This is a genomic window from Arcticibacter sp. MXS-1, assembly GCF_041902385.1.
Lineage (GTDB): Bacteria > Bacteroidota > Bacteroidia > Sphingobacteriales > Sphingobacteriaceae > Arcticibacter.
Genome location: NZ_CP169244.1, coordinates 4151122 through 4170729, shown reverse-complemented (window position 1 = coordinate 4170729; position 19608 = coordinate 4151122). Strand labels below are relative to the sequence as shown.

At 49.3% G+C, this 19608-nt stretch carries 19 protein-coding genes, 2 tRNA genes and 1 pseudogene; 10 read left to right on the top strand and 12 right to left on the bottom strand.

Annotation, left to right across the window (positions count from 1 at the left end; genetic code table 11):
- Window positions 1-151: 151 nt before the first annotated feature.
- Window positions 152-1333 carry an ATP-binding protein gene (locus ACES2C_RS18085; protein WP_374164460.1) on the top strand — a complete coding sequence of 394 codons (1182 nt, stop codon included), beginning with the start codon at window positions 152-154 and terminating at the stop codon, window positions 1331-1333.
- Between the two features lie 42 nt (window positions 1334-1375).
- On the opposite strand, the gene ACES2C_RS18080 is transcribed toward ACES2C_RS18085, so the two are convergent.
- From ACES2C_RS18080 to ACES2C_RS18060, 5 genes are all read right to left on the bottom strand, one after another.
- Window positions 1376-2224, bottom strand: coding sequence for a transposase (locus ACES2C_RS18080; RefSeq protein WP_374164459.1), 849 nt, complete (start codon window positions 2222-2224; stop codon window positions 1376-1378).
- Window positions 2225-2339: 115 nt separating this feature from the next.
- Window positions 2340-2705 carry a transposase gene (locus ACES2C_RS18075; RefSeq protein WP_374163170.1) on the bottom strand — a complete coding sequence of 122 codons (366 nt, stop codon included), beginning with the start codon at window positions 2703-2705 and terminating at the stop codon, window positions 2340-2342.
- 154 nt (window positions 2706-2859) lie between these two features.
- A tRNA-Leu gene (locus tag ACES2C_RS18070) sits at window positions 2860-2945 on the bottom strand.
- Window positions 2946-2994: 49 nt separating this feature from the next.
- A tRNA-Gly gene (locus ACES2C_RS18065) sits at window positions 2995-3070 on the bottom strand.
- Between the two features lie 80 nt (window positions 3071-3150).
- A complete protein-coding gene (locus ACES2C_RS18060) occupies window positions 3151-3639 on the bottom strand; it encodes a regulatory protein RecX (protein WP_374164458.1) in 489 nt (162 codons plus the stop codon).
- A 57-nt stretch (window positions 3640-3696) separates the two neighbouring features.
- Between ACES2C_RS18060 and ACES2C_RS18055 the strand changes: the two genes are divergently transcribed.
- The 6 genes from ACES2C_RS18055 to ACES2C_RS18030 all read left to right on the top strand — a co-directional run bounded on the left by ACES2C_RS18055 (window position 3697) and on the right by ACES2C_RS18030 (window position 10287).
- Complete coding sequence (locus ACES2C_RS18055; protein WP_374164457.1) at window positions 3697-6168, top strand: bifunctional UDP-N-acetylmuramoyl-tripeptide:D-alanyl-D-alanine ligase/alanine racemase; 2472 nt, start codon at window positions 3697-3699, stop codon at window positions 6166-6168.
- Window positions 6169-6249: 81 nt separating this feature from the next.
- Window positions 6250-6891, top strand: coding sequence for a DUF502 domain-containing protein (locus ACES2C_RS18050; protein ID WP_374164456.1), 642 nt, complete (start codon window positions 6250-6252; stop codon window positions 6889-6891).
- Window positions 6892-6987: 96 nt separating this feature from the next.
- Complete coding sequence (locus ACES2C_RS18045; RefSeq protein WP_374164455.1) at window positions 6988-7455, top strand: hypothetical protein; 468 nt, start codon at window positions 6988-6990, stop codon at window positions 7453-7455.
- Window positions 7401-9443: a flippase-like domain-containing protein gene (locus tag ACES2C_RS18040; RefSeq protein ID WP_374166983.1), complete on the top strand. Its 2043-nt coding sequence runs from the start codon at window positions 7401-7403 to the stop codon at window positions 9441-9443. Before ACES2C_RS18045 ends, ACES2C_RS18040 begins: the two co-directional genes overlap by 55 nt.
- Window positions 9440-9604 carry a hypothetical protein gene (locus tag ACES2C_RS18035; protein WP_374164454.1) on the top strand — a complete coding sequence of 55 codons (165 nt, stop codon included), beginning with the start codon at window positions 9440-9442 and terminating at the stop codon, window positions 9602-9604. Before ACES2C_RS18040 ends, ACES2C_RS18035 begins: the two co-directional genes overlap by 4 nt.
- On the top strand, window positions 9601-10287 hold the full coding sequence (locus tag ACES2C_RS18030; RefSeq protein ID WP_374164453.1) for an AcvB/VirJ family lysyl-phosphatidylglycerol hydrolase: 687 nt from the start codon (window positions 9601-9603) through the stop codon (window positions 10285-10287). The genes ACES2C_RS18035 and ACES2C_RS18030 overlap by 4 nt, the downstream gene beginning before the upstream one ends.
- 2 nt (window positions 10288-10289) lie before the next feature.
- Here the strand turns inward: ACES2C_RS18030 and ACES2C_RS18025 are convergent, their stop codons facing one another.
- The 5 genes and pseudogenes from ACES2C_RS18025 to ACES2C_RS18005 all read right to left on the bottom strand — a co-directional run bounded on the left by ACES2C_RS18025 (window position 10290) and on the right by ACES2C_RS18005 (window position 14427).
- A complete protein-coding gene (locus ACES2C_RS18025) occupies window positions 10290-10973 on the bottom strand; it encodes a hypothetical protein (RefSeq protein ID WP_374164452.1) in 684 nt (227 codons plus the stop codon).
- Between the two features lie 58 nt (window positions 10974-11031).
- Window positions 11032-11715 carry an ABC transporter ATP-binding protein gene (locus ACES2C_RS18020; RefSeq protein WP_374164451.1) on the bottom strand — a complete coding sequence of 228 codons (684 nt, stop codon included), beginning with the start codon at window positions 11713-11715 and terminating at the stop codon, window positions 11032-11034.
- A gap of 169 nt (window positions 11716-11884) precedes the next feature.
- Window positions 11885-13251, bottom strand: a pseudogene (locus ACES2C_RS18015) (NAD-dependent succinate-semialdehyde dehydrogenase).
- Window positions 13248-13646, bottom strand: coding sequence for an outer membrane protein assembly factor BamE (bamE, locus tag ACES2C_RS18010; protein WP_374164450.1), 399 nt, complete (start codon window positions 13644-13646; stop codon window positions 13248-13250). Before bamE ends, ACES2C_RS18015 begins: the two are co-directional and overlap by 4 nt.
- 445 nt (window positions 13647-14091) lie before the next feature.
- Window positions 14092-14427 (bottom strand): DUF2892 domain-containing protein, encoded by a 336-nt coding sequence (locus ACES2C_RS18005; RefSeq protein ID WP_374164449.1) that lies wholly within the window; start codon window positions 14425-14427, stop codon window positions 14092-14094.
- Window positions 14428-14794: 367 nt separating this feature from the next.
- Between ACES2C_RS18005 and ACES2C_RS18000 the strand changes: the two genes are divergently transcribed.
- Complete coding sequence (locus ACES2C_RS18000) at window positions 14795-15925, top strand: MFS transporter (protein WP_374164448.1); 1131 nt, start codon at window positions 14795-14797, stop codon at window positions 15923-15925.
- 9 nt (window positions 15926-15934) lie between these two features.
- Here ACES2C_RS18000 and ACES2C_RS17995 read toward each other — a convergent pair whose 3' ends face one another.
- Window positions 15935-17014 (bottom strand): 3-oxoacyl-ACP synthase III family protein, encoded by a 1080-nt coding sequence (locus tag ACES2C_RS17995; protein ID WP_374164447.1) that lies wholly within the window; start codon window positions 17012-17014, stop codon window positions 15935-15937.
- Between the two features lie 207 nt (window positions 17015-17221).
- Between ACES2C_RS17995 and ACES2C_RS17990 the strand changes: the two genes are divergently transcribed.
- Together ACES2C_RS17990 and ACES2C_RS17985 are read left to right on the top strand one after the other, a co-directional pair.
- Window positions 17222-18172, top strand: coding sequence for a D-2-hydroxyacid dehydrogenase (locus tag ACES2C_RS17990; RefSeq protein ID WP_374164446.1), 951 nt, complete (start codon window positions 17222-17224; stop codon window positions 18170-18172).
- A gap of 193 nt (window positions 18173-18365) precedes the next feature.
- On the top strand, window positions 18366-18530 hold the full coding sequence (locus ACES2C_RS17985; protein ID WP_374164445.1) for a hypothetical protein: 165 nt from the start codon (window positions 18366-18368) through the stop codon (window positions 18528-18530).
- A 9-nt stretch (window positions 18531-18539) separates the two neighbouring features.
- On the opposite strand, the gene ACES2C_RS17980 is transcribed toward ACES2C_RS17985, so the two are convergent.
- Entirely contained in the window at window positions 18540-19436 is an 897-nt protein-coding gene (locus ACES2C_RS17980; RefSeq protein WP_374164444.1) for an aldo/keto reductase, read from the bottom strand.
- Between the last annotated feature and the right edge of the window lie 172 nt (window positions 19437-19608).

The window sequence follows — 19608 nt, the reverse complement described above, 5'->3', positions numbered from 1 at the left end:
TTCCTTTGGTAGACATCACACCGGAACCGCAAAAAAATTGAGCTGCAGCTGAAAACATAAGGCCTGTTGCTGAAAGAACGATTAGACCCAACCGCTTTATGTATTTAAAACCATCCTTGCAATTGTAACAATAAGTGTTATAATTGCAAGGATGATTAAGCGAGAAGCACAAGACTCGATTTTTACCTTGTTGCAAGAATTTCCCGTCGTCGGGCTGTTAGGACCGCGACAGGTTGGCAAAACGACTTTGGCGGAAGAAATTGCCACCCTTTTTACACCGGAGCCGATTTATCTGGACCTGGAGAGCCCAGCCGATCAAGCCAAATTGAGTGAGCCGGAAGATTATTTTGAACTTCATAAGGGGCGGCTGATTATCCTCGACGAAATCCAGCGTGTACCGGGCCTGTTCCAGGTTTTGCGGGGAGTCATCGACCGCAGACGGCGTCAAGGCCGGAAATCCGGACAGTTCCTTGTATTAGGCTCCGCATCCCTTGACTTGTTAAAGCAATCATCGGAAACGCTCGCCGGGCGTATCGCATACAAGGAACTATCCACTTTAAATGTTGCTGAAATAGCCAAAGAAAGCCAAAACGGACAGGATCGTCTTTGGTTGCGCGGCGGTTTCCCCGACAGTTACCTTGCAAAAAACGATGAAGCCAGTCTGCGGTGGCGATTTAATTTTATCAGCACTTATCTGGAAAGAGATGTGCCGCAATTCGGTTCACGTATCCCGGCTGTAGCCTTACGTCGTTTATGGACGATGCTCGCCCACCAGCAGGGGAGCCAGCTTAATATTGCGCAATTAGGTGCTAATCTGGATATCTCAGCGATGACGGCGAAGCGCTATATTGAACTGCTTGAGGATTTGCTTCTGATCCGAACGCTGCGCCCCTGGTCGGGAAACATCGGTAAGCGGCTTGTCAAAGCCCCCAAAGTGTATATCCGCGACAGCGGCCTTGTCCACGCGCTTCTCAATCTGAAAACTCAGGATGATGTGTTGGCACATCCTGTCATCGGCGCCAGCTGGGAGGGGTTTGTGATTGAAAACCTGACCTCCTGCCTGCCTTTAAGCATAACGCCATGGTTTTACCGCACGTCTGCAGGAGCAGAGATCGATCTGGTCATTGAACAAAATGCGCGGCGGAGATATGCCATAGAGATCAAGCGTTCTTTAACGCCCGTGGTTTCCAAAGGCTTTCACCTTGGCTGCGAAGACATTGGTGCCACGCACCGTTTTATCGTCTATCCGGGTAAAGAACGGTTTCCGGTCAATAAAACGACAATGGCTATTCCACTAATCGAAATGATGACAGAATTAAGGTCGTTGAAATAATTGTCAAGGAAAGCACTTGGGATCTGGACCAAAATCTGTGGACTAAGCAAATAATTTCATGAGTCGGAAGAGGAAAAAATTAACATTTCCTACCCCTCGGTACTGAGCTCTGAAAGCCTTAATTTGGGCATTGAAAGATTCGGCTGAAGCGTTTGTACTTCGGTTATCAAAGTAGTTCAAGATATTGTTGTGGTGGAGATTGATGGTTCTGGCAATGGTATTAAAAGATTTAAAGCCGGATTGCTCCACCTTCTCGTTCCACCGGGCCAGTCTTGCAAAGGCGTAGAGCTTATCTTTGGTGTTGCTGAATATCCAGGATAAGCCCCGGGTTAGCTGATAAGCTTTTTCCAGGGAAGGATATCGTTCAAAGAGCAAGGAAGCCCGCTCTGCCTGTTCAGCACTCCAGTTTTGTTGGTCCTTGTAGAGCAGATAGCGGCTTCTGGCCAGTAACTGCTTCAAGGTATCGCCATTGGATAGTATTTCAGGTGAATAGTTTGTTTTAGTTGCTTTGGCTTCTTCCAGAGCCTGATTCTCTGCATCAATGGCTTCCCAGCGGTATTTGATCCGTATTTCCTGTAGCGCTTCTGTGGCTAACTGCTGCACATGAAAGCGATCAATGACCTGCGAGGCCAAAGGAAAGCACTTTTTAGCGATCAAACTCATGTTACCAGCCAGATCCAAGGTGATCTCTCTGACCTTATTACGAAGTCTTTGGGGGATCTTTTGAAGCAGTGGAATGATGTTCTCCGAACGGGTACCTTCCATAATAGCAACCAGAGTGCCCTTTTTGCCTCTAGCTTCTTTATTGGTGACCACCGTATAGAGCTCACCCTGGGAAAGACTGGTCTCATCTATAGAGAGATAAGGACCGATGTTCTGTGGGAAGATCAAGCCTTTACGGGCATCGGTACGGTGCTCCCAATTCTTGTATTCACTGAGTTGATCGCGATAATAGCGCTGCAGCTTCTTGCCTTTGATCCCGTAAAAGGAGGCGATCGTCTGCAGACTATGTGGCTGGGTATCGACTGATTGCTTTTAAAAAAGCCGCGAAATCACTGGTGATCCGCGTTCCTATTGCTACAACATTCCAATCTCGGTGAACGACCTTACCTGTGTCCAGATTCCACCATCTACGTCGCTTAACATGCAAATACACTTCCTGTCCCCGTATGGGAAAGTCCTGCAGAATCACTTCATCAAAGAAGCCTTTGGAGAGTAACTTGTTGGTCTTATATTCTACCGGAATGGAGTTGATCTCTTCCAGGTAAATATGAATCCCGGTAGTGTCTTTTTTGTGATCTGTCAACTGGAAATAATCGGATACCCCTTCAGGGATAATCAAGGGAAGTAGGGCTTTAAACGACTCGTGCATCTATCTAATTTCTGCACGCTAATATCTTACTTTTACTCTTCTCTCCACAACTTTTGTCCCTGTTCCCACTTTGCTTAAACCCTAAACTTTCGCGCGCCGCCCACGTAACGCAATTCCCATAAACAACAAAAGCTGATCTTTCGATCAGCTTTTGTACCTAGGGCGGGAATCGAACCCGCACTCTCTGTAAGGAGAACAGGATTTTAAGTCCTGCGTGTCTACCAGTTCCACCACCTAGGCAGGTTGGGTAACCTTTTAAAATTTAAATCCCTTCTTTGTGGGAAGGGATTGGAGCGAAAGACGAGATTCGAACTCGCGACCCCAACCTTGGCAAGGTTGTGCTCTACCAACTGAGCTACTTTCGCGTGGTGTTAACCGTTTTGGTGATGCAAATATAGGCAGAAAACAACTCTTGTCAATACTGAAGAACGATTTTTTTAAAACTTTATATTAAATCGCTGGTATTCAGTATTTCAAAAATTAAATCACTTTCGAACCCTCTCCCTGCGACAAACTGCGCCAGCTTTTGCTTCTTCAGGAGTGCATTTTTCTCCTTTAGTCCCGCCTCCTTTTTTCTAATTACGCTTTCCAGAGTGGCATAATATTCCTCCTGATCGATCTGCTTAAGCGCTTTCGAGATCAGGGCTGCCGACACCCGCTTGCTTTTTAGTCCCGCCTTGATCTTTAACTTTCCCCACTGTTTCATCCTGAACTTTCCCAGTGCATAGGCAGTGGCAAATCGCTCTTCGTTCAAGAAGTTGTTTTGTATCAGGTTCGATATAATCTCTTCTACGTCACGGCTGTGAAGGCCAAAGGCATAGAGCTTGTCCCTCACTTCCTGCTGCGACCGTTCCTGGTAAGCACAGTAGCTTTCGGCCTTCGTGAGCGCCGTCTTTGGATCGATAGGCCGGGCTGCCTTTTTTTCTGTATTCATTGTAATTGTAAAATTATGATTCGGATACTGAAAAATTAAACTGAAATTTGATCGCAAATGTACCACACATCATATTCTATAAAGGAGCTTGCGGAAATTACCGAAGCTAAATCAGTTATACGAAAGTCTGATGTTACCTTATACACCCTCGCCTTCGACAGTCGCAGGCTCGGGGATATTTCTCATACGCTTTTTTTCGCTATTCAGGGCCGCCGCGATGGCCACGACTTCCTCGGGGAAGCTTACCAGGCCGGTGTTCGTAATTTTGTCATTTCTCAGGAACGCGACTTTGTCCGCCAGTTTCCTGATGCTAATTTTTTGATCGTTGCCGATGTGCTCCAGGCACTACAGCAGTTTGCGGCTTGGCACCGCCGGCGCTTCCGTATCCCCGTTATTGGCATTACAGGCAGCAATGGAAAAACGATCGTCAAGGAGTGGCTGTATCAGCTGCTCGCTCCGGAAAATAATATTGTCAGGAGCCCAAAGAGCTATAATTCGCAGATAGGAGTACCCGTATCGGTTTGGTCGATGACCGCCGAGCATACACTCGCACTGTTTGAAGCTGGTGTATCAAGATCGGGTGAGATGGCTGCGCTGCAGCAGATCATCAGACCCGTTATCGGCATTCTCACCAATATTGGTCAGGCTCATAATGAAGGTTTTTCTTCCATGGAGGAAAAGATCGCTGAGAAGCTGAAGCTCTTCAGCGATTGTGAACTCTTCATTTATTCGCCTAAATATCTCGCCGGCTACACAGGAGCTATTCCGGGCCGGCAGCATTTTACCTGGGGATGGGACGAAGATGCTGACCTTCGGATTATCGATGAGGAGGTACTTGACGACCGGAAATACCAGTTCCTGAGAGCGCGTTTCCGCGAGCAGGAAATTCAGTGCATGATCCCTTTTACCGATGCTGCGTCTGTTGAGAATGCCATCTGCTGCTGGGCAACGATGCTCGCACTGGGTTATTCGCCTTCATTGGCCGACCAGCGGCTTGAGAAGCTTCATCCGGTAAGTATGAGGCTGGAGCTGAAGACGGGTATTCACAATTGCTCCGTTATCGACGACTCCTACAGCCTCGACATTTCATCGCTGGCCATTGCGCTCGACTTTCTGAAGCAGCAGAACCAGCATCAGCAGAAGACTCTGATCCTGTCTGATGTTCCTGAAGCTGGAGTAGATTCAGAAAGTCTTTATATGCAGGTCGCTAACCTGTTAGTAAACAAGGGGGTGAACAGGCTGGTTGGAATAGGGCAGGAGATCGGAAAGCACCAGGACAAGTTTGCTGTTCCCGGTTCTTTCTTCCCTGATACGGCGAGCTTCCTCAATCATCTCGACCAGTTCTCTATTGCCGACGAAACGATTCTTCTGAAGGGCGCGCGGAAATTTGAATTTGAGAAGATCAGCAAGGCTCTGACTCAGAAGGTGCACGAAACCGTGCTGGAGATCAATCTCAACGCCATGGAAAACAACCTGAACTATTACAAGGCTCAGCTAAAGCCAGGTGTGAAGATCACCACCATGGTCAAAGCCTTTTCTTACGGCAGCGGAAGCTTTGAAATTGCCAACCTGCTTCAGTTCAACAAGGTGGATTATCTGGCCGTTGCTTTTGCAGATGAGGGAGTCTCGCTGCGTGAAGCTGGTATATCGTTACCCATCATGGTAATGAATCCCGATGTGGCGGGCTTTGAAACGATGATTGAGAACAGTCTGGAGCCTGAGATCTATAGTCTCCGTGTTCTGAGAGAATTTTGCCGGGCTCTGAAACGAAAGAGCCGCGAAGAATATCCTGTTCATATTAAGCTTGACACTGGCATGCATCGCCTTGGCTTTATGAAGGAAGAGGTTGAGGAACTCATTCCCGAGCTGCAGAAAATGAGCAGCGTGAAGGTGAGAAGCGCTTTTTCGCATCTGACGAGCAGCGAGGAGGCCGCAGCTGACGGGTTCACCCGACAGCAGATTGAGGACTTCAGGGAGCTCACCTCGAAGCTGGAGGCTGCACTTGGTTATACTTTCATTAAACATATTGCCAATACCTCGGCCATCTCGCGCTGGCCCGAAGCTCAGTTTGATATGGTGCGGCTGGGCATTGGCTTGTACGGGGTCGACAGCGTCTTCGGTTCTTCCGGCTCACCTCTGGAACCTGTTGCACGACTGAAGACCAGCATTTCTCAGATCAAGCAGCTGAAGAAAGGCGATGCGGTAGGGTATAATCGTAAAGGCGTGATGCCGCACAACGGACAAGTGGCCACGGTAAAGATTGGGTATGCCGACGGCTATGACCGCAAGCTTGGAAACGGGATAGGGAAGATGCTGGTTAATGGAGTTCCGGTTCCGACCATCGGGAACATTTGTATGGACATGTGCATGCTTGATATTACCGGAGTAGAGGCCAGGGAAGGAGATGAAGTGATTGTTTTCAATGAGCAGCTGCCTGTCCAGGAACTCGCACGCTTGCTGGGAACTATTCCCTACGAAGTGCTGACCGGAATCTCCCAACGTGTTAAGCGCGTTTATTACTATGAGTAGGGCCACAACTTTTGTTGCTGCAGGTCGTAGAAGCGCCGTGTTCGGCAGGAGCGCATTAGTGTATTTAAAGACTTCAGAGATATGAATAAGATATTCGGGATACTCATCAATTATTTTATAAAGGGTGTGTTAGTAGTAGTTCCACTCGGAGCAGCTATCATGCTGATATATTGGGTGGTATCTTCCGTAGATGCTACCCTTAACCTGAGCGGCGTGTTATGGGTGGATGGTAAAACCGGTAAACCCGTTTACATTCCCGGACTCGGTATCTTAACGGTTATCATTATTATCCTGTTCGCCGGAATTGTAGTGACCAACTTCATCACCGAGCCGATCAAGAACTGGGCGAACCGCTGGCTGAATCGCCTGCCGCTGTTCAACTTCCTGTATTCGTCCATCAAAGACCTGACTGAGGCTTTTGTTGGGGATGAAAAGAAGTTTCACGAGCCGGTTATTGTCGAGATCAATAACCATGGGTACAAGCAGATCGGCTTTGTAACACAAAAGGATTTGAGCAGCCTTTCACTCGGCGGCGAAGTTGCCGTGTATTTTCCGTTCTCTTATTCCTTTGCCGGTCAGCTGGCAATTGTGAGTGCGGATAAAGTAAAGCCCCTGGACATGAGTGCCAGTGAAGCGATGAAATTTGTGGTATCGGGAGGAGTGAGCGGGCTCGACAGGCCTCATATCCGTCCTTTTTCCGACGATTTCAGGCGCCGGCATTGAACCGGCCCTGGTTTATTAACTTTTCGCCATTAATGCACCGGACCTCGGTACAGAGTCCTATATTTGCCGGGGTAAAACTTGCTGGCATCCTTAAGAATGAAAGTATCAGCCAAGAATACCATCGCTTCCCTGAGAGACAAAAGCCTTCCTTTCCTTCGGGAAAACATGAAGCTGATATCCCAGTTCATCTTCACACTGTTCTTTATTGGCATAGGCATCTGGTTCATCAAGCATGAACGGGCGGAGTTGTACCGCGTCAGTGAAGTGCTCGTTTCCTCTTCCTTGCCATGGCTTGGTGCGGGCATCGTGCTCACATTCATCTACATCGCCCTGCAGGCGCTGATGTATATCACCTCCTTCCGGTCCATCGGATCGGATCTGCGCTTCGCAGATGCCCTTGTGCTCTTCCTGAAACGGAATTTCATCAGCGTCTTTCTGCCGGCGGGCGGTATTTCTTCCCTGGCTTTCTTTACCGGCGATATTGAAAAAAGGGCGTCAGCAAATCGCAAATACACTTTGCCTCGTCTATTTACGGTTTTGTCGGAATTCTTACTGTCGTCATAGTTGCCATCCCTGCCTTTTGTTATGGCCTTTTTCGTAATAGTGTCGGCTCGGGCGAATGGTACGCCCTGGGTGCCGTCATTCTCCTGATTGCGGTGGTGTGGCTGGCCTATCGTTCGGTGTTGAGGCAAGGGCGCCTGTTCAAATGGATCTCAGGGGTTGCACCGTCGGCAGTGATCCTGATGGACGACCTGAAAGCCAATAAGGTGGAGCGGAAGAACTTCATCATCACAACGGTTTACAGCATTCTCATCGAGGTTGCTGGAATCGCGCATCTGTATATTGCCATGGTGGCCCTGGGCTTTGAGCCCTCCCTGTTTGCCGCCGTGATGGGCTATATTATCTCGGTTATTTTCTTAATCGTATCTCCTTTTCTCCGCGGTCTGGGAGCGATCGAGGTGTCTATGGCCTTTATCCTGACCCGCTTCGGACTACCGGAAGTGGGGGCAATTGCAGTAACGTTCCTTTACCGTTTCCTGGAGTTCTGGCTCCCGCTCTTTGCAGGGGCTTTGAGCTTTCTGCTCAAGATTAACAGGCTGCTTATGCGCATCCTGCCCGCCACGCTGCTTTTGTTCCTCGGCGTGGTGAACATTGTTTCGGTTCTGACTCCTACCATTTCCTCCCGTATCCGGTTCCTTCGCGGTGTGCTTTCTCCGGAGGCCATCACCATTTCTAACTATTTTGTCCTGGTGGCCGGTTTGTTCCTGCTTGTTACAGCTGCCTTCATGCTGAAGGGACTGCGCACAGCCTGGTACATATCGGTCCTGTTGAGCTTAATCTCCATCGCCGGTAACCTGACCAAAGCGGTCGACTATGAGGAAGCTATTGTGGCCCTGGTTGTGCTGGTGATCCTGCTTGTCTCCAAGAAGGAGTATTATATCAAAAGTAACCCCCGACTCAGGAATACAGGTATCCAAACCACTATCCTCAGCATTGCTGCGGTTCTGCTCTATGGCGTTCTTGGCTTCTATCTGCTCGACCGCCGCCATTTTAACGTCGATTTCAGCCTGTGGCAGTCGCTCCGCTACACCCTGCAGAATTACTTCCTGCTTGGGAGTGATGAGCTGCTTCCGCAGGATTCTTTCGCACAAAACTTTATATATTCCATCAATATCAGCGGGTTCTTGTCGATGGGCTTTTTCGTATACACGCTCATCAGACCCTACGTTTTAAAGAATACGCCAACGGAAGAAGATCTCCAGCGAGCGCAGAGCCTGCTCGAAAAGCATGGGAGTGCTGCATCCGACTATTTTAAGTGTTATTTTGATAAGCTGATCTTTGCGCCGTCCTATCTTGACGCTTTTATTTCCTACCGGATCAGCGGAAACTTTGCTGTAGTTCTTGATAATCCTGTCGCTGCAGACAGCGAGCAGGTGAGCACCTGCATCCGGGAGTTCGACAGATACTGCTACGAAAACGGCTTGAAAAGCATTTACTACCGCGTGCCTGAGGAAAGCCTGGATGTATATAGGAAGCTGGGCAAGAAGGCGCTTTTCCTGGGCCAGGAAGGCGTGGTAGACCTCGACCAGTTCTCATTGGCGGGAGGAAGTAAAAAATCCATGCGGAATGCGCTGAAGAAAGTTAGCGACAGAGGCTTCACGGCTACCGTGCACAGGCCCCCATTGAAAGACGGCCTGCTGCAGAAGCTGAAAGCAGTATCGGATGAGTGGCTTGAAGATACCGGCCGCAGTGAGATCATTTTCTCTCAGGGCATGTTCATCTGGGAGGAGATTAAGAAGCAGGTCGTTATTACCGTTGACAGTGCCGAAGAGAAAACAGTAGCCTTTCTGAATATAGTGCCCGACTATGCAAAGGGAGAGGGTACATATGACCTGATCAGGAAAACCCGGGATGCACCGAATGGGGTAATGGATTTTATTCTGGTCGAGCTGTTTAATCATCTTAAGAGTGAAGGGCTGCGATACGTTAACCTTGGTTTTGCCCCCTTGCAGGAATTGATACAGCCCGTTCCTTTCCAGAGAAGTCGATGAAATTTGCTTATGAGAAGATCCGCACCTTTTCCCATTACAAGGGGCTGCGCGAGTATAAAGAGAAATTTGAGCCGGCATGGTACAACAAGTACCTGGTGTACGATCAGGATTACGACCTCCTGCAGGTGCCTGCTGTTCTGAATAAAGTGATCAAGCCATGATGAAGAAGATATTTTGCTTTCTCCCTGTTTTTCTGTTGTTTATCCGTTTTGCTAGTGCTCAGGAACCGCTCCCGCTCAAGCTGATGCCTGCTGCGCAAGGCTCAGAAAAGCCCCTGATTTTTATCATATCTGGTGATGGTGGCTGGAATCCCTTCATTCAGTCGGTATCCCAATGCTTTGTATCAAAAGGCTATCCCGTAGCCGGCCTTGACTCCCGGAAGTACTTCTGGAAAGCGCAGTTGCCCGACAGGGCCGCTCAGGACATCAACGCCGCTATCCTCAGGGTGATGAAGCAGTGGGGACGCAAATCCTATATCCTTGCAGGCTACTCGTTTGGTGCCTGTGTGGCTCCCTTTATTGCCAGCAAAGCTCCGGCTGCTCAACGCGAGCAGCTTGCCGGCTTGTATGGCATTTCACCGGACGAGAAAGGCGACTTTGAGATCCATATTTCCGACATGCTCAGCCTTGGTACTGCCCAGGGAAAATACGATGTAGTAGCGGAGTACCGGAAGCTGAGAGCGCTGCAGCCTGTCTGCTTATTCGGGTCACAGGAGAGCACAGCCACCCGTCGCAGCTTTTCGGGTGCAGGAATAAAGATGATTACCCTGCCAGGAAACCATCACTATAACAACAACTACTGCGCTATTGCTGGCGCCATCATAAAAAACGAAGAGGTTCGTTAGTCCTATAATTTCTTTTTGATGGTCTCAATACTTCGGGCGAGCCGATAGAGATTGGTCCTTGTGCCGATGTTAACCGCCAGTGTATGCATGTTGCTTCCCTGTATCTGCCTTGTCTGCAGCAGATAGCTAAGTTCGGCAAAGAGCTTAAATGTTCGCTTTCCATAGTCTACCCCTGTGTTTAGTCTTAAGGTCCCTGTGAAGGATGAGCGATTCTGGAAGTTGATCTCTCCGGCTTCGGCATCTACCCATCCGCGTGGTTCGTTAATGATCCCACCGCCGATACCTGCCGAGCTGAAGATCCGAAAGCTCTTCACCTGAGTGATCAGTCCGCCCGAAAGGGTGCCGATGTACAGCTTGGCGCTGGCATTCTTCATCCGGTAATTGTACTTCGGGTCATCATACAACTGATCGTAATTGAAGTTCACATAGTCGATCGTCGGGTAGAGGAAATACCGCGGATTCTTCATCAGGATCTGGAGGCCGATTTCCGTTGAGAACCGCGGACGCAGAACTTTGGATACCGAACCGATGGGAAAGGCCATGCCGATCCCTTTAATGCTGTATATCCGGCCCTTCTCAAGGATATCCTGTCCTTTGTCGAGTAAGGTATCTATGTTTTGAGCCTTTGTTTGCTGTATTCCTGCCAGTAGAAATAAGGATGCGAGGAAAATGAAAGATTTTGTCATGCTTGCTGTACGGACGTATTGGTTCGTGGAGTACTAACAAGCAAGACAATGAGAAGTTTTAAGCAACCGGTTCTTCTATCTTTTCCACACGGCCATCAAGAAGATGCAGAATGCGTGAAGCATACGCCGCGTTCTTTTCGGAGTGTGTCACCTGGATGATGGTGACCCCGTCCTCCTTATTCAGCTGGCGGAACAGATCCATGATCTCCTCGCCCTGCTTCGAATTGAGATTTCCGGTAGGCTCGTCGGCCAGGATCAGCTTCGGCTTTGCCGCTATGGCTCTTGCAATGCCTACCAGCTGCTGCTGGCCTCCCGAGAGCTGCGATGGGAACAGGTCCTTTTTTCCCACAATGCCGAAGCGGTCGAGCGTGTCTGCTACAATGGCCTTTCGTTCGCTGCCCTTAATGTTCTGATAAATGAGGGGAGTCTCAATGTTTTCGTAGACCGTCAGCTCATCGATCAGATGGTAGGCCTGAAACACAAACCCAATATGCTCTTTGTAAAGCTGGGTCCTCTGTTTTTCTTTCAGCCGGAAAACGGGTTGCCCCAAAAAATCGTAGTCGCCCTCGGAAGGTTCATCGAGCATTCCCAGGATATGAAGAAGCGTTGATTTTCCTGAACCTGAAGGGCCCATAATCGAAATGAACTCGCCTTCATCTACAGTGAAGTTAATGTCTTTCAGGACAAATGTGCGGGCGCCGCCCACATTGTACCACTTGTAAATATGCCTTAAGCTGATCATACTGCTGTTATGTATCTAAATATAAGAAGACTTGCGGTTATTGACTTGTCTTTCTTCACTTAGCAGTTTGGAGGCCATTTATTCAACATATTGCAGGACACCGTTTTAGCCCTCTGGTACTACGTGATGAATGCCCGTTTTCGGACAGTTGTTGTCCGGCCGGACACAATCAGCGCACATAAACGGTTTTGATGTTAACGAATTCCCTGATGCCATAAACGCCAAGCTCTCTGCCGAAGCCTGATTCGCTGACTCCGCCAAACGGAAGTTCGGGAGTGGACCGAACATAGGCGTTGACAAATGAGCATCCGGCATTCAGACGGGTTGCTGCTATTGCTTCCCCACGCGCTTCATCACGGGTGAAGACAGCAGAGCCGAGTCCGAAGACTGTGTCGTTTGCTACCTCGATTGCCTCTTCTTCATCTTTTACCCGTATCACTGATGCGACTGGTCCGAAGAGTTCTTCTTCATAGGCAGGCATTCCTTTTTTTACATTTACAAGAATAGTAGGAGGGTAGAAGGCATGTTGTCCGGGCGCGACCTGGCCGCCCAGAATGCATTCTGCTCCTTTCTCAATGCTCTTCAGCACCTGCTCGTGCAACTGGTCACGCAGCTCTACCCGTGCCTGCGGCCCTATTTCGACGCTTTCGTCCATCGGATCTCCCATCTTCGGTGCAGCCATCTTTTCTTTGAAGAGGGCGATAAAGGCATCAGCTACTTCCTCCACCACAATAAACCGCTTGGCTGCTATGCAGCTTTGACCGCTATTGATGAGCCGGCTTTCGGCACACACGGCAGCGGCGAGTTCGAGGTCAGCATCCTTCAAGATCAGATAGGGGTCGCTGCCTCCAAGCTCAAGCACCGCCTTTTTTACTAGCGACGCGGCTTTCTGCGCTACTTTCTTGCCCGCTTCCGTGCTGCCCGTGAGGCTCACAGCCTTAATGAAGGGATGCTCAATGATCTTATCGACCGCCTGGCTTCCCACCAGCAGGGTCTGGAACACGCCGGCCGGAAAGCCTGCTTCTAAAAGGATCTCTTCAATAATCAGGGCGCAGCTTGGAACGTTCGACGCGTGCTTTAATACGCCGCAGTTCCCTGCCATGAGAGCGGGTGCAAGAAAACGGAAGGTTTGCCAGAAAGGGAAGTTCCAGGGCATTACGGCCAGGATCACGCCGAGAGGATTAAATGTAATATAGCTTTTTTTGCATCGGTGCGCACCTCCTCAGGGGCAAGGAACCTGGCCGCGTGCCCGGCGTAGTACTCGCAGACCGCTGCACATTTTTCTATTTCTCCTTCTCCAGCCTTTACAGGTTTTCCCATTTCCAGGGCCATCAGCCATGCCAGCTCTTTCTTCCTTTTTCTGAGGATCGCCGCCGCGGCGATCATATAGCGGGCCCTTTCTTCAAAGGAACGCTCTTTCCAGCTTAGAAAAGCTTCATGTCCTTTTCTGATCTTTTCGTCTGCCTGTTCATCCGACAGCGCAGTATAGGTTTTTACAATTTCCCCGTTCGCCGGGTTAACAGATTGTATACTCATTTCGTTGAATCCTTCTTTAGTTTTTCGCTGATCTTATTGCCCGCCTCGCCGGCTTTATCTACCAGTTCACTCAGCTGATCCTTCACTTTATCGTCGGTCTTATCCATCCACATGGCGATCGAATCGGCGCGTGCCTGAGGAGATGTGATGATCTGATAAACAGTATCTTTTCTGAATACCACGGTGCGGTCGGCGTCAGGATAGTCCCACACTTCGGTGGCGTTCAACACGTTTTTAGATTTAGGTTCGCCTACAATGCCGATCACTTCATCCCTGGTCATGCCAGTTTCAACGGTGGACAGCTTCTTCGGACTGTTGCTGCAGCCTGCAAAAAGGGCGCCGAGCAAAAGAAATGTATGGCGGATAGGTTTTATAAAATTTGGTATAGTACTCATAGTGCTTTTTTTTGCACAAAGAACAAGTCTTGAAATATAATTGTTTAGGTACAAAAAAAGGAGCTGTCTCAAAAGAATACTCGGCCACCAAAATGATAAAATCTCCGCAATGAAAGACTTTTATAGATGCAAATTCTTCATTACTGGAGATCCTGACTGAAGTTTTAACAATAAGAAAGAGGCTGAGCTCACTTTTGAGTCAGCCTCCTCAAGTCTTCTGCATTTTGGTAGTAATTATTGCCCCAATGGCAGCTGCATCGCTTTCGCTATAGCTACCTTTAGTAAACTGCCAGCCTCCTTCGCGCTGCTTGATGACCGCGACTATACTGCCTGATTCCTGCAGCGTATATCCATCGTCTTCAGGAATAACGGTGAGGTCTTTTTTCCTGCAGAGATCTCAATGCTGATGTCAAATGGCTGTCCTGACACAAATTTCCGGCTTTAATTAAAGAACCGTTGACGGAGGTGTGGTCACCGGATTAGAAGTCACGGGCGTGGTTACGGGTACATGTACAGCTTCCGTCTGGCAGTTGTCTTCCATCATCGCCTTTACCGCGCAATATCCCGTCACGCCGCGCTGCATCAGCGAGCCGCCCACTGCGACTTCGGCCAGCGCGATAATTGGATGCGAAAATATATTGGTGATTCCCTGGAAGAGGATAAAAGCGCCAGTAGCGACAGAGAGTATTCTTTCTGACTTACCCACATTCGCATTTTCGTTCTCCTGAAGGAGGGGTCCCTTAAAGGTTTCTTTTAACTTGTCAATTACCTGAGTATCCATAGTTTTAATTGTTGATGTCTTCATTTAACAGCATAAAGACGGCAGTGTTTAGTTTTTTTACCGGTGTGAATAAATACTTTGTTTTTATAGTCGAAAAAGTATTGGAACTGATAAAATTTACATATATTTGATAATTGCTCATCTGGCTGATTATAGACCTTACCCTCAACTCTTAAAGTTGAGGGCTTTTCTTTTTTAAGGGGTTTCTAATTGTTAAAGTTTGTTAAATCAGGGAGTTTATTATCAATTTAGTAAAACAAAGCAGCTAATTTTGAGCTTCTAGAAATAAGGTTTATAATTGGTTAGTTTGAGGATCTCCATTCCACACGGATGGAGATCTTTATTTTTGGCCTCAATTAGTCAGAATTTGTCGAAAAAGATATACCGCGCAGCGATTGGCGCCTTGTTTTTCTTACCCGGAATATGTTTTGCAAGCTGGGCATCGCGCATACCCGGAATCCAGCATGCATTAGGCTTAAGCGAGGCGCAGCTCGGCATGGTACTGCTCGCTCTTCCTGCGGGACTGATGTTGTCGCTTCCCATTTCTGGCTTTCTGATCACCCATGTCGGCAGCAGAAAGATGGTACTCGTGGCTCTTTTCGCTTACTCGGTCTTTCTGATCTGCCTCGGCCTTGCCACTAATATCGTGCAGCTCTGCGCAGCATTGTTTCTGTTTGGGCTTTCGGGGAATATGGTCAACATCGCCGTGAACACACAGGCCCTGGCTGTAGAGGAAATGTACAAGCGGCCCATCATGGCTTCCTTCCACGGCCTGTGGAGCCTGGCCGGCTTTACAGGAGCGGCTGTCGGCAGCCTTATGATCGCCCGCAATATTGTACCCGTTTTTCACTTCCTGCTCATCACTTCGATCGTGGCAGTCACGCTTCTTATTGCAGGCCGGTTTACAATTAAGACAGATGGAGAAGCCTCGGGCGATAAAGCCTTTGTGCTGCCTGACCGCTCTCTGCTTCATCTCGGACTGATTTCCTTCTGCGGTATGATCTGTGAAGGGGCGATGTTCGACTGGAGCGGCATTTATTTCCAGAAGGTGGTAAGGCCCGACAAGGAATGGCTGGGAGCCGGGTACACTGCCGTGATGTTTACTATGGCCTCGGGTCGCTTCATTGCCGACCGCTTTGCCCATCGCTACGGCCTGAAAACCACCCTTCAGACCAGCGGGGCGCTCATTGCTGCGGGTTTGCTCACAACGGTAGCCTTTCCCCGCCTAATACCTTCTATACTCGGCTTTCTCCTGGTAGGCTTTGGAATTTCTTCCATTGTGCCGCTGGTTTACAGTGCAGCAGGAAAGTCGAAGACCATGTCGACTGGAGTAGCACTGGCGGCCGTCTCTACTATCGGTTTCTTTGGATTTCTGCTGGGGCCTCCTATGATCGGGCTGATCGCAGGCTGGACCAGCCTGCGCGGTTCTTTTCTGGTAGTAGCGTGTATGGGAATAAGTGTCTCAGTTCTGTCCTCTTTCATCAGACGACAGAACTGAGATATCTCTTTATGCCTGATAGATCACCGCATTGATGTTCATACCGGCACCTACAGAAGCAAGGATGATCTTGTCGCCAGCCTTGATCTCGTGACCTTCCATTTTTCCTTTGCTGATCAGGTCAAGCAGGGTCGGCACCGTGGCTACAGAACTGTTGCCAAGCCAGGAAATGCTCATTGGCATGATCTCAGCACCCGGACTTTCCATTCCGTACATCTTGAAAAGCCTGTCGAGGATAACCTGGTCCATCTTTTCGTTTGCCTGATGGATCAGCACTTTGCTGATATCAGACAAGTGAAGACCCGCTTTGTCAAGCGTGTCTTTAATGAGAAGAGGCACGTTTGTGATGGCGAATTCGTAGAGCTTGCGGCCGTTCATCTTCACAAACAAGTCGGCCTCACCGCTATAGTCCGCTGAGTAGGAAGGCGCCATAGCGAGCAGCATGGCATGGTCGAGTGCATAGGTGCGGGTCTTGTGCGTAATGATACCCCGCTCGCCGCTTTCAGACGATTCTATAATGGCAGCACCGGCGCCGTCGCCATACAGAAGTGAATCCCGGTCGTGAGGGTCAATGATCCTTGACAAGGTCTCCGTCCCGATCACCAGGCAGCGCTTCGCATCGCCTGAACGGATAAAGTAATCTGCCTGGATCAGCGCCTGCACCCAGCCCGGGCAGCCGAAAGGAAGATCATATGCTATGCAGTCCGGATTTTCAATTTTTAACTGCTGCTTGATCCTCGAAGCCAGCGTAGGTACAATGTCTACCCGGTTACTTTCGAGGCGAACATCCCCAAAATTATGAGCCACAATGATGTAGTCGAGGCTTTCTTTATCGATGCCGGAACTTTCAAGGGCATTTGCAGCAGCCGCCAGTCCCAGGTCAGAAGCTGTTTGTTCTGAGGCAGCGTAGCGTCTTTCTTCAATTCCGGTGATCTCTTTGAACTTTCGGATTATTTCGCTGTTTGCTTTCGGGATGGCTACTCCGTCTTTATCATAGAAGCTGTGGTTTAAAAAGTATTCATTGTTAATGACAGTCTCGGGTATGTAACTGCCAGTTGCTACGATAACCGACTGGGGTTTACTTTTCATGTACTATTTATTTGTTATTTTATTTGTGAATCAATCGAAGCTTATAATATTTGCAGGCGTATCAGGTACCAGTTTGCTGTCCTGAATGCCTGGCCGGCTTGTGAAGCCCGACCTGAATGGCCGAATGTAAAGGATAAAAACCATTTTGGTAATTGGTTCACAAGGTAGCCATTTTTGTTTTTCACTGTATAGAAATTTTTGCAAAAAATGAAGGTAGTTGTAATTGACGGATATCCGCTGAACCCCGGCGACCTGAGCTGGAAGGCTTTTGAGGAAGAATTCGACTTGGAGGTGTACGACCGCACTGAGCCCCATCTGGTAGCAGAACGCTGTGCCGGGGCCGGCATTGTGCTCACCAATAAGGTCGCATTTGACCGGGAGCTGATCAGCAGACTTCCCGAGCTGAAGCTGATCAACGTAACGGCAACAGGATATAATATCATCGATATAGAGGCTGCAAAAGAGCGGGAAGTTATGGTCTGCAATGTGCCTGACTATAGTACAGACTCGGTTGCCCAGCACACGTTCGCATTAATCCTTGAGCTTGCCAACCAGGTGGGCAGACACAGTGAATCGGCAAGGAGTGGGGGCTGGCAGCACTCGGACGACTTTGCCTACGCACTTACCCCTTTGATCGAGCTAAGCGGCAAAACCATTGGACTGGTAGGATTTGGCAACATTGGCCAGCGAACCGCCAGGATCGCCAGCGCATTTGGAATGAAGGTGCTTTATCACAGCAGGACAAAAAAAGAGACCGATCTTGCTGAGTACCGTGATCTGGAATCGCTGTTCGGTGAGAGCGATATTGTTTCGCTTCATCTTCCGGCAACCCCGGCCAATGCAGGGTTTGTAAATGCCGCGCTGCTCCGGAAGATGAAACGATCTTCCTTCTTCATCAATACCGCGAGGGGGCAGCTTGTGAATGAAGCAGATCTGGCAGCAGCGTTAAATGAGGGCGTCATTGCGGGCGCGGGAGTGGATGTCTTTTCTGTAGAGCCGCCCAGGCAGGGCAACCCGCTCCTGTCGGCTAAGAACTGCATCGTGACTCCCCATAACGCGTGGATGAGCCGGGAAGCACGTGAACGCATTATGCAGATCACGCTTGATAACCTCCTTGGTTTCAGGGATGCCAGGCCGGTAAATTTGGTTAATGGTTAATCCTTGTGGACTAATTCGCAAGCTTATAAGATGGGATACTCCTGAAGCGTTCCTGCGCTTTAATTACTTCGCTCTGCGGGTGGGGAAGGTTCGGGGTCCGTGCGGGTTGAGTGCGGATATTTGCTGAAAAACCCGGACTCAACCCGCACTCACTCCGCAGTCAACCCGCTCTCAGTGCATCTCAGGTACGAAGTTGAAACGGCACAAATACGGCGGAGAGGAGGCCGGAGGCAGGTCGGAAGTCGAACGACTGAAGAGCCTTTTACTGAAGTTTAACCCAGAAGCGGGTGGCGACACGGTCGGCAGGCAGGAGAAAGGTATCTTTGCCGGTGGGACGATGCTGCAGCGACCACTCTGATTTCAGCTATTAACGATGCTGCTCATAAAAGTTCTGCTCAACGGCTTCTTTCAGGAAATTGATCTCGGCCTTAGAGAGGCTGTCGGCCTCAAAGACATGCGACGCATCATTCAATTGCTCCATCGTCCTGATTCCAAGTACCGCAGCGCTTACGGCAGTGTTTTGAAGAACGTAATAAAGAGCAGTCTGAGCGGGACTTCTCCGTTCCCCGCCTACGAACTTTACCGCCTTGGCGATGGTATCAACTTCTTCTTCGCTGTGCCCGAGATAGGCCTTTGGTGTTTTGCCTGTCAGAAGCCCCTGAGCAACACTGCCTCTGGCAAGTATGCCGATCTGGTTCTCGGCAAGCAGTTCCATCACACTTTCTTCCGGTCGCCTGTCGAGAAGACTGTATTGCATCATCACGCTTACAATGTTCGACTTGCTCACGTATTCCCTGATCACATTCGGGCGGATAGAGGAAATGCCATAGTACCGGATCTTGCCCTGCTGAACAAGCAGTTCGAAGGCTTCTATGGTTTCGTCAATATTGTCTTCTATGGTTCCGCCGTGCAGCTGGTAGAGATCAATATAATCGGTCTTCAACCTGCTCAGACTCTTTTCTACAGCTTCCACAATGTATTCTTTGGATGGGTTCCAGTCCCATCCCGAGCCGTCCTGACGCCATTGGTTCCCAACTTTGGTTGCCAGCACCGTCTGCTGCCGCTTATTCAGCAGTGCCCGGCCGAGCAGCTCCTCATTCATGCCCTTGTCGTACAGGTCGGCTGTATCGAAGTAGTTAATCCCTTGGTCCATAGCGGCATGAATGACCGATATACTCTCTTCTGCAGAAGAGTTGAGCGACATGCAGCCGAAGCCGATGCGGCTGATCTTTAAGTCTGACTTCCCGAGAATGGCGTACTCCATATTGTGCTTTCTTATCCTAGATACAACACAGAATACCGGCTTTTGTGCCGTTCTGATTCTGGTTGTTTTTCACTTCAAAAGTATAAGTTTTCCTGAGATTTTAAGGATGAAAGGCAGGAGCTCTTCCTGGCGGAGACGGACGTTTTCTACACTGTCCGGACGTGCGGATGGC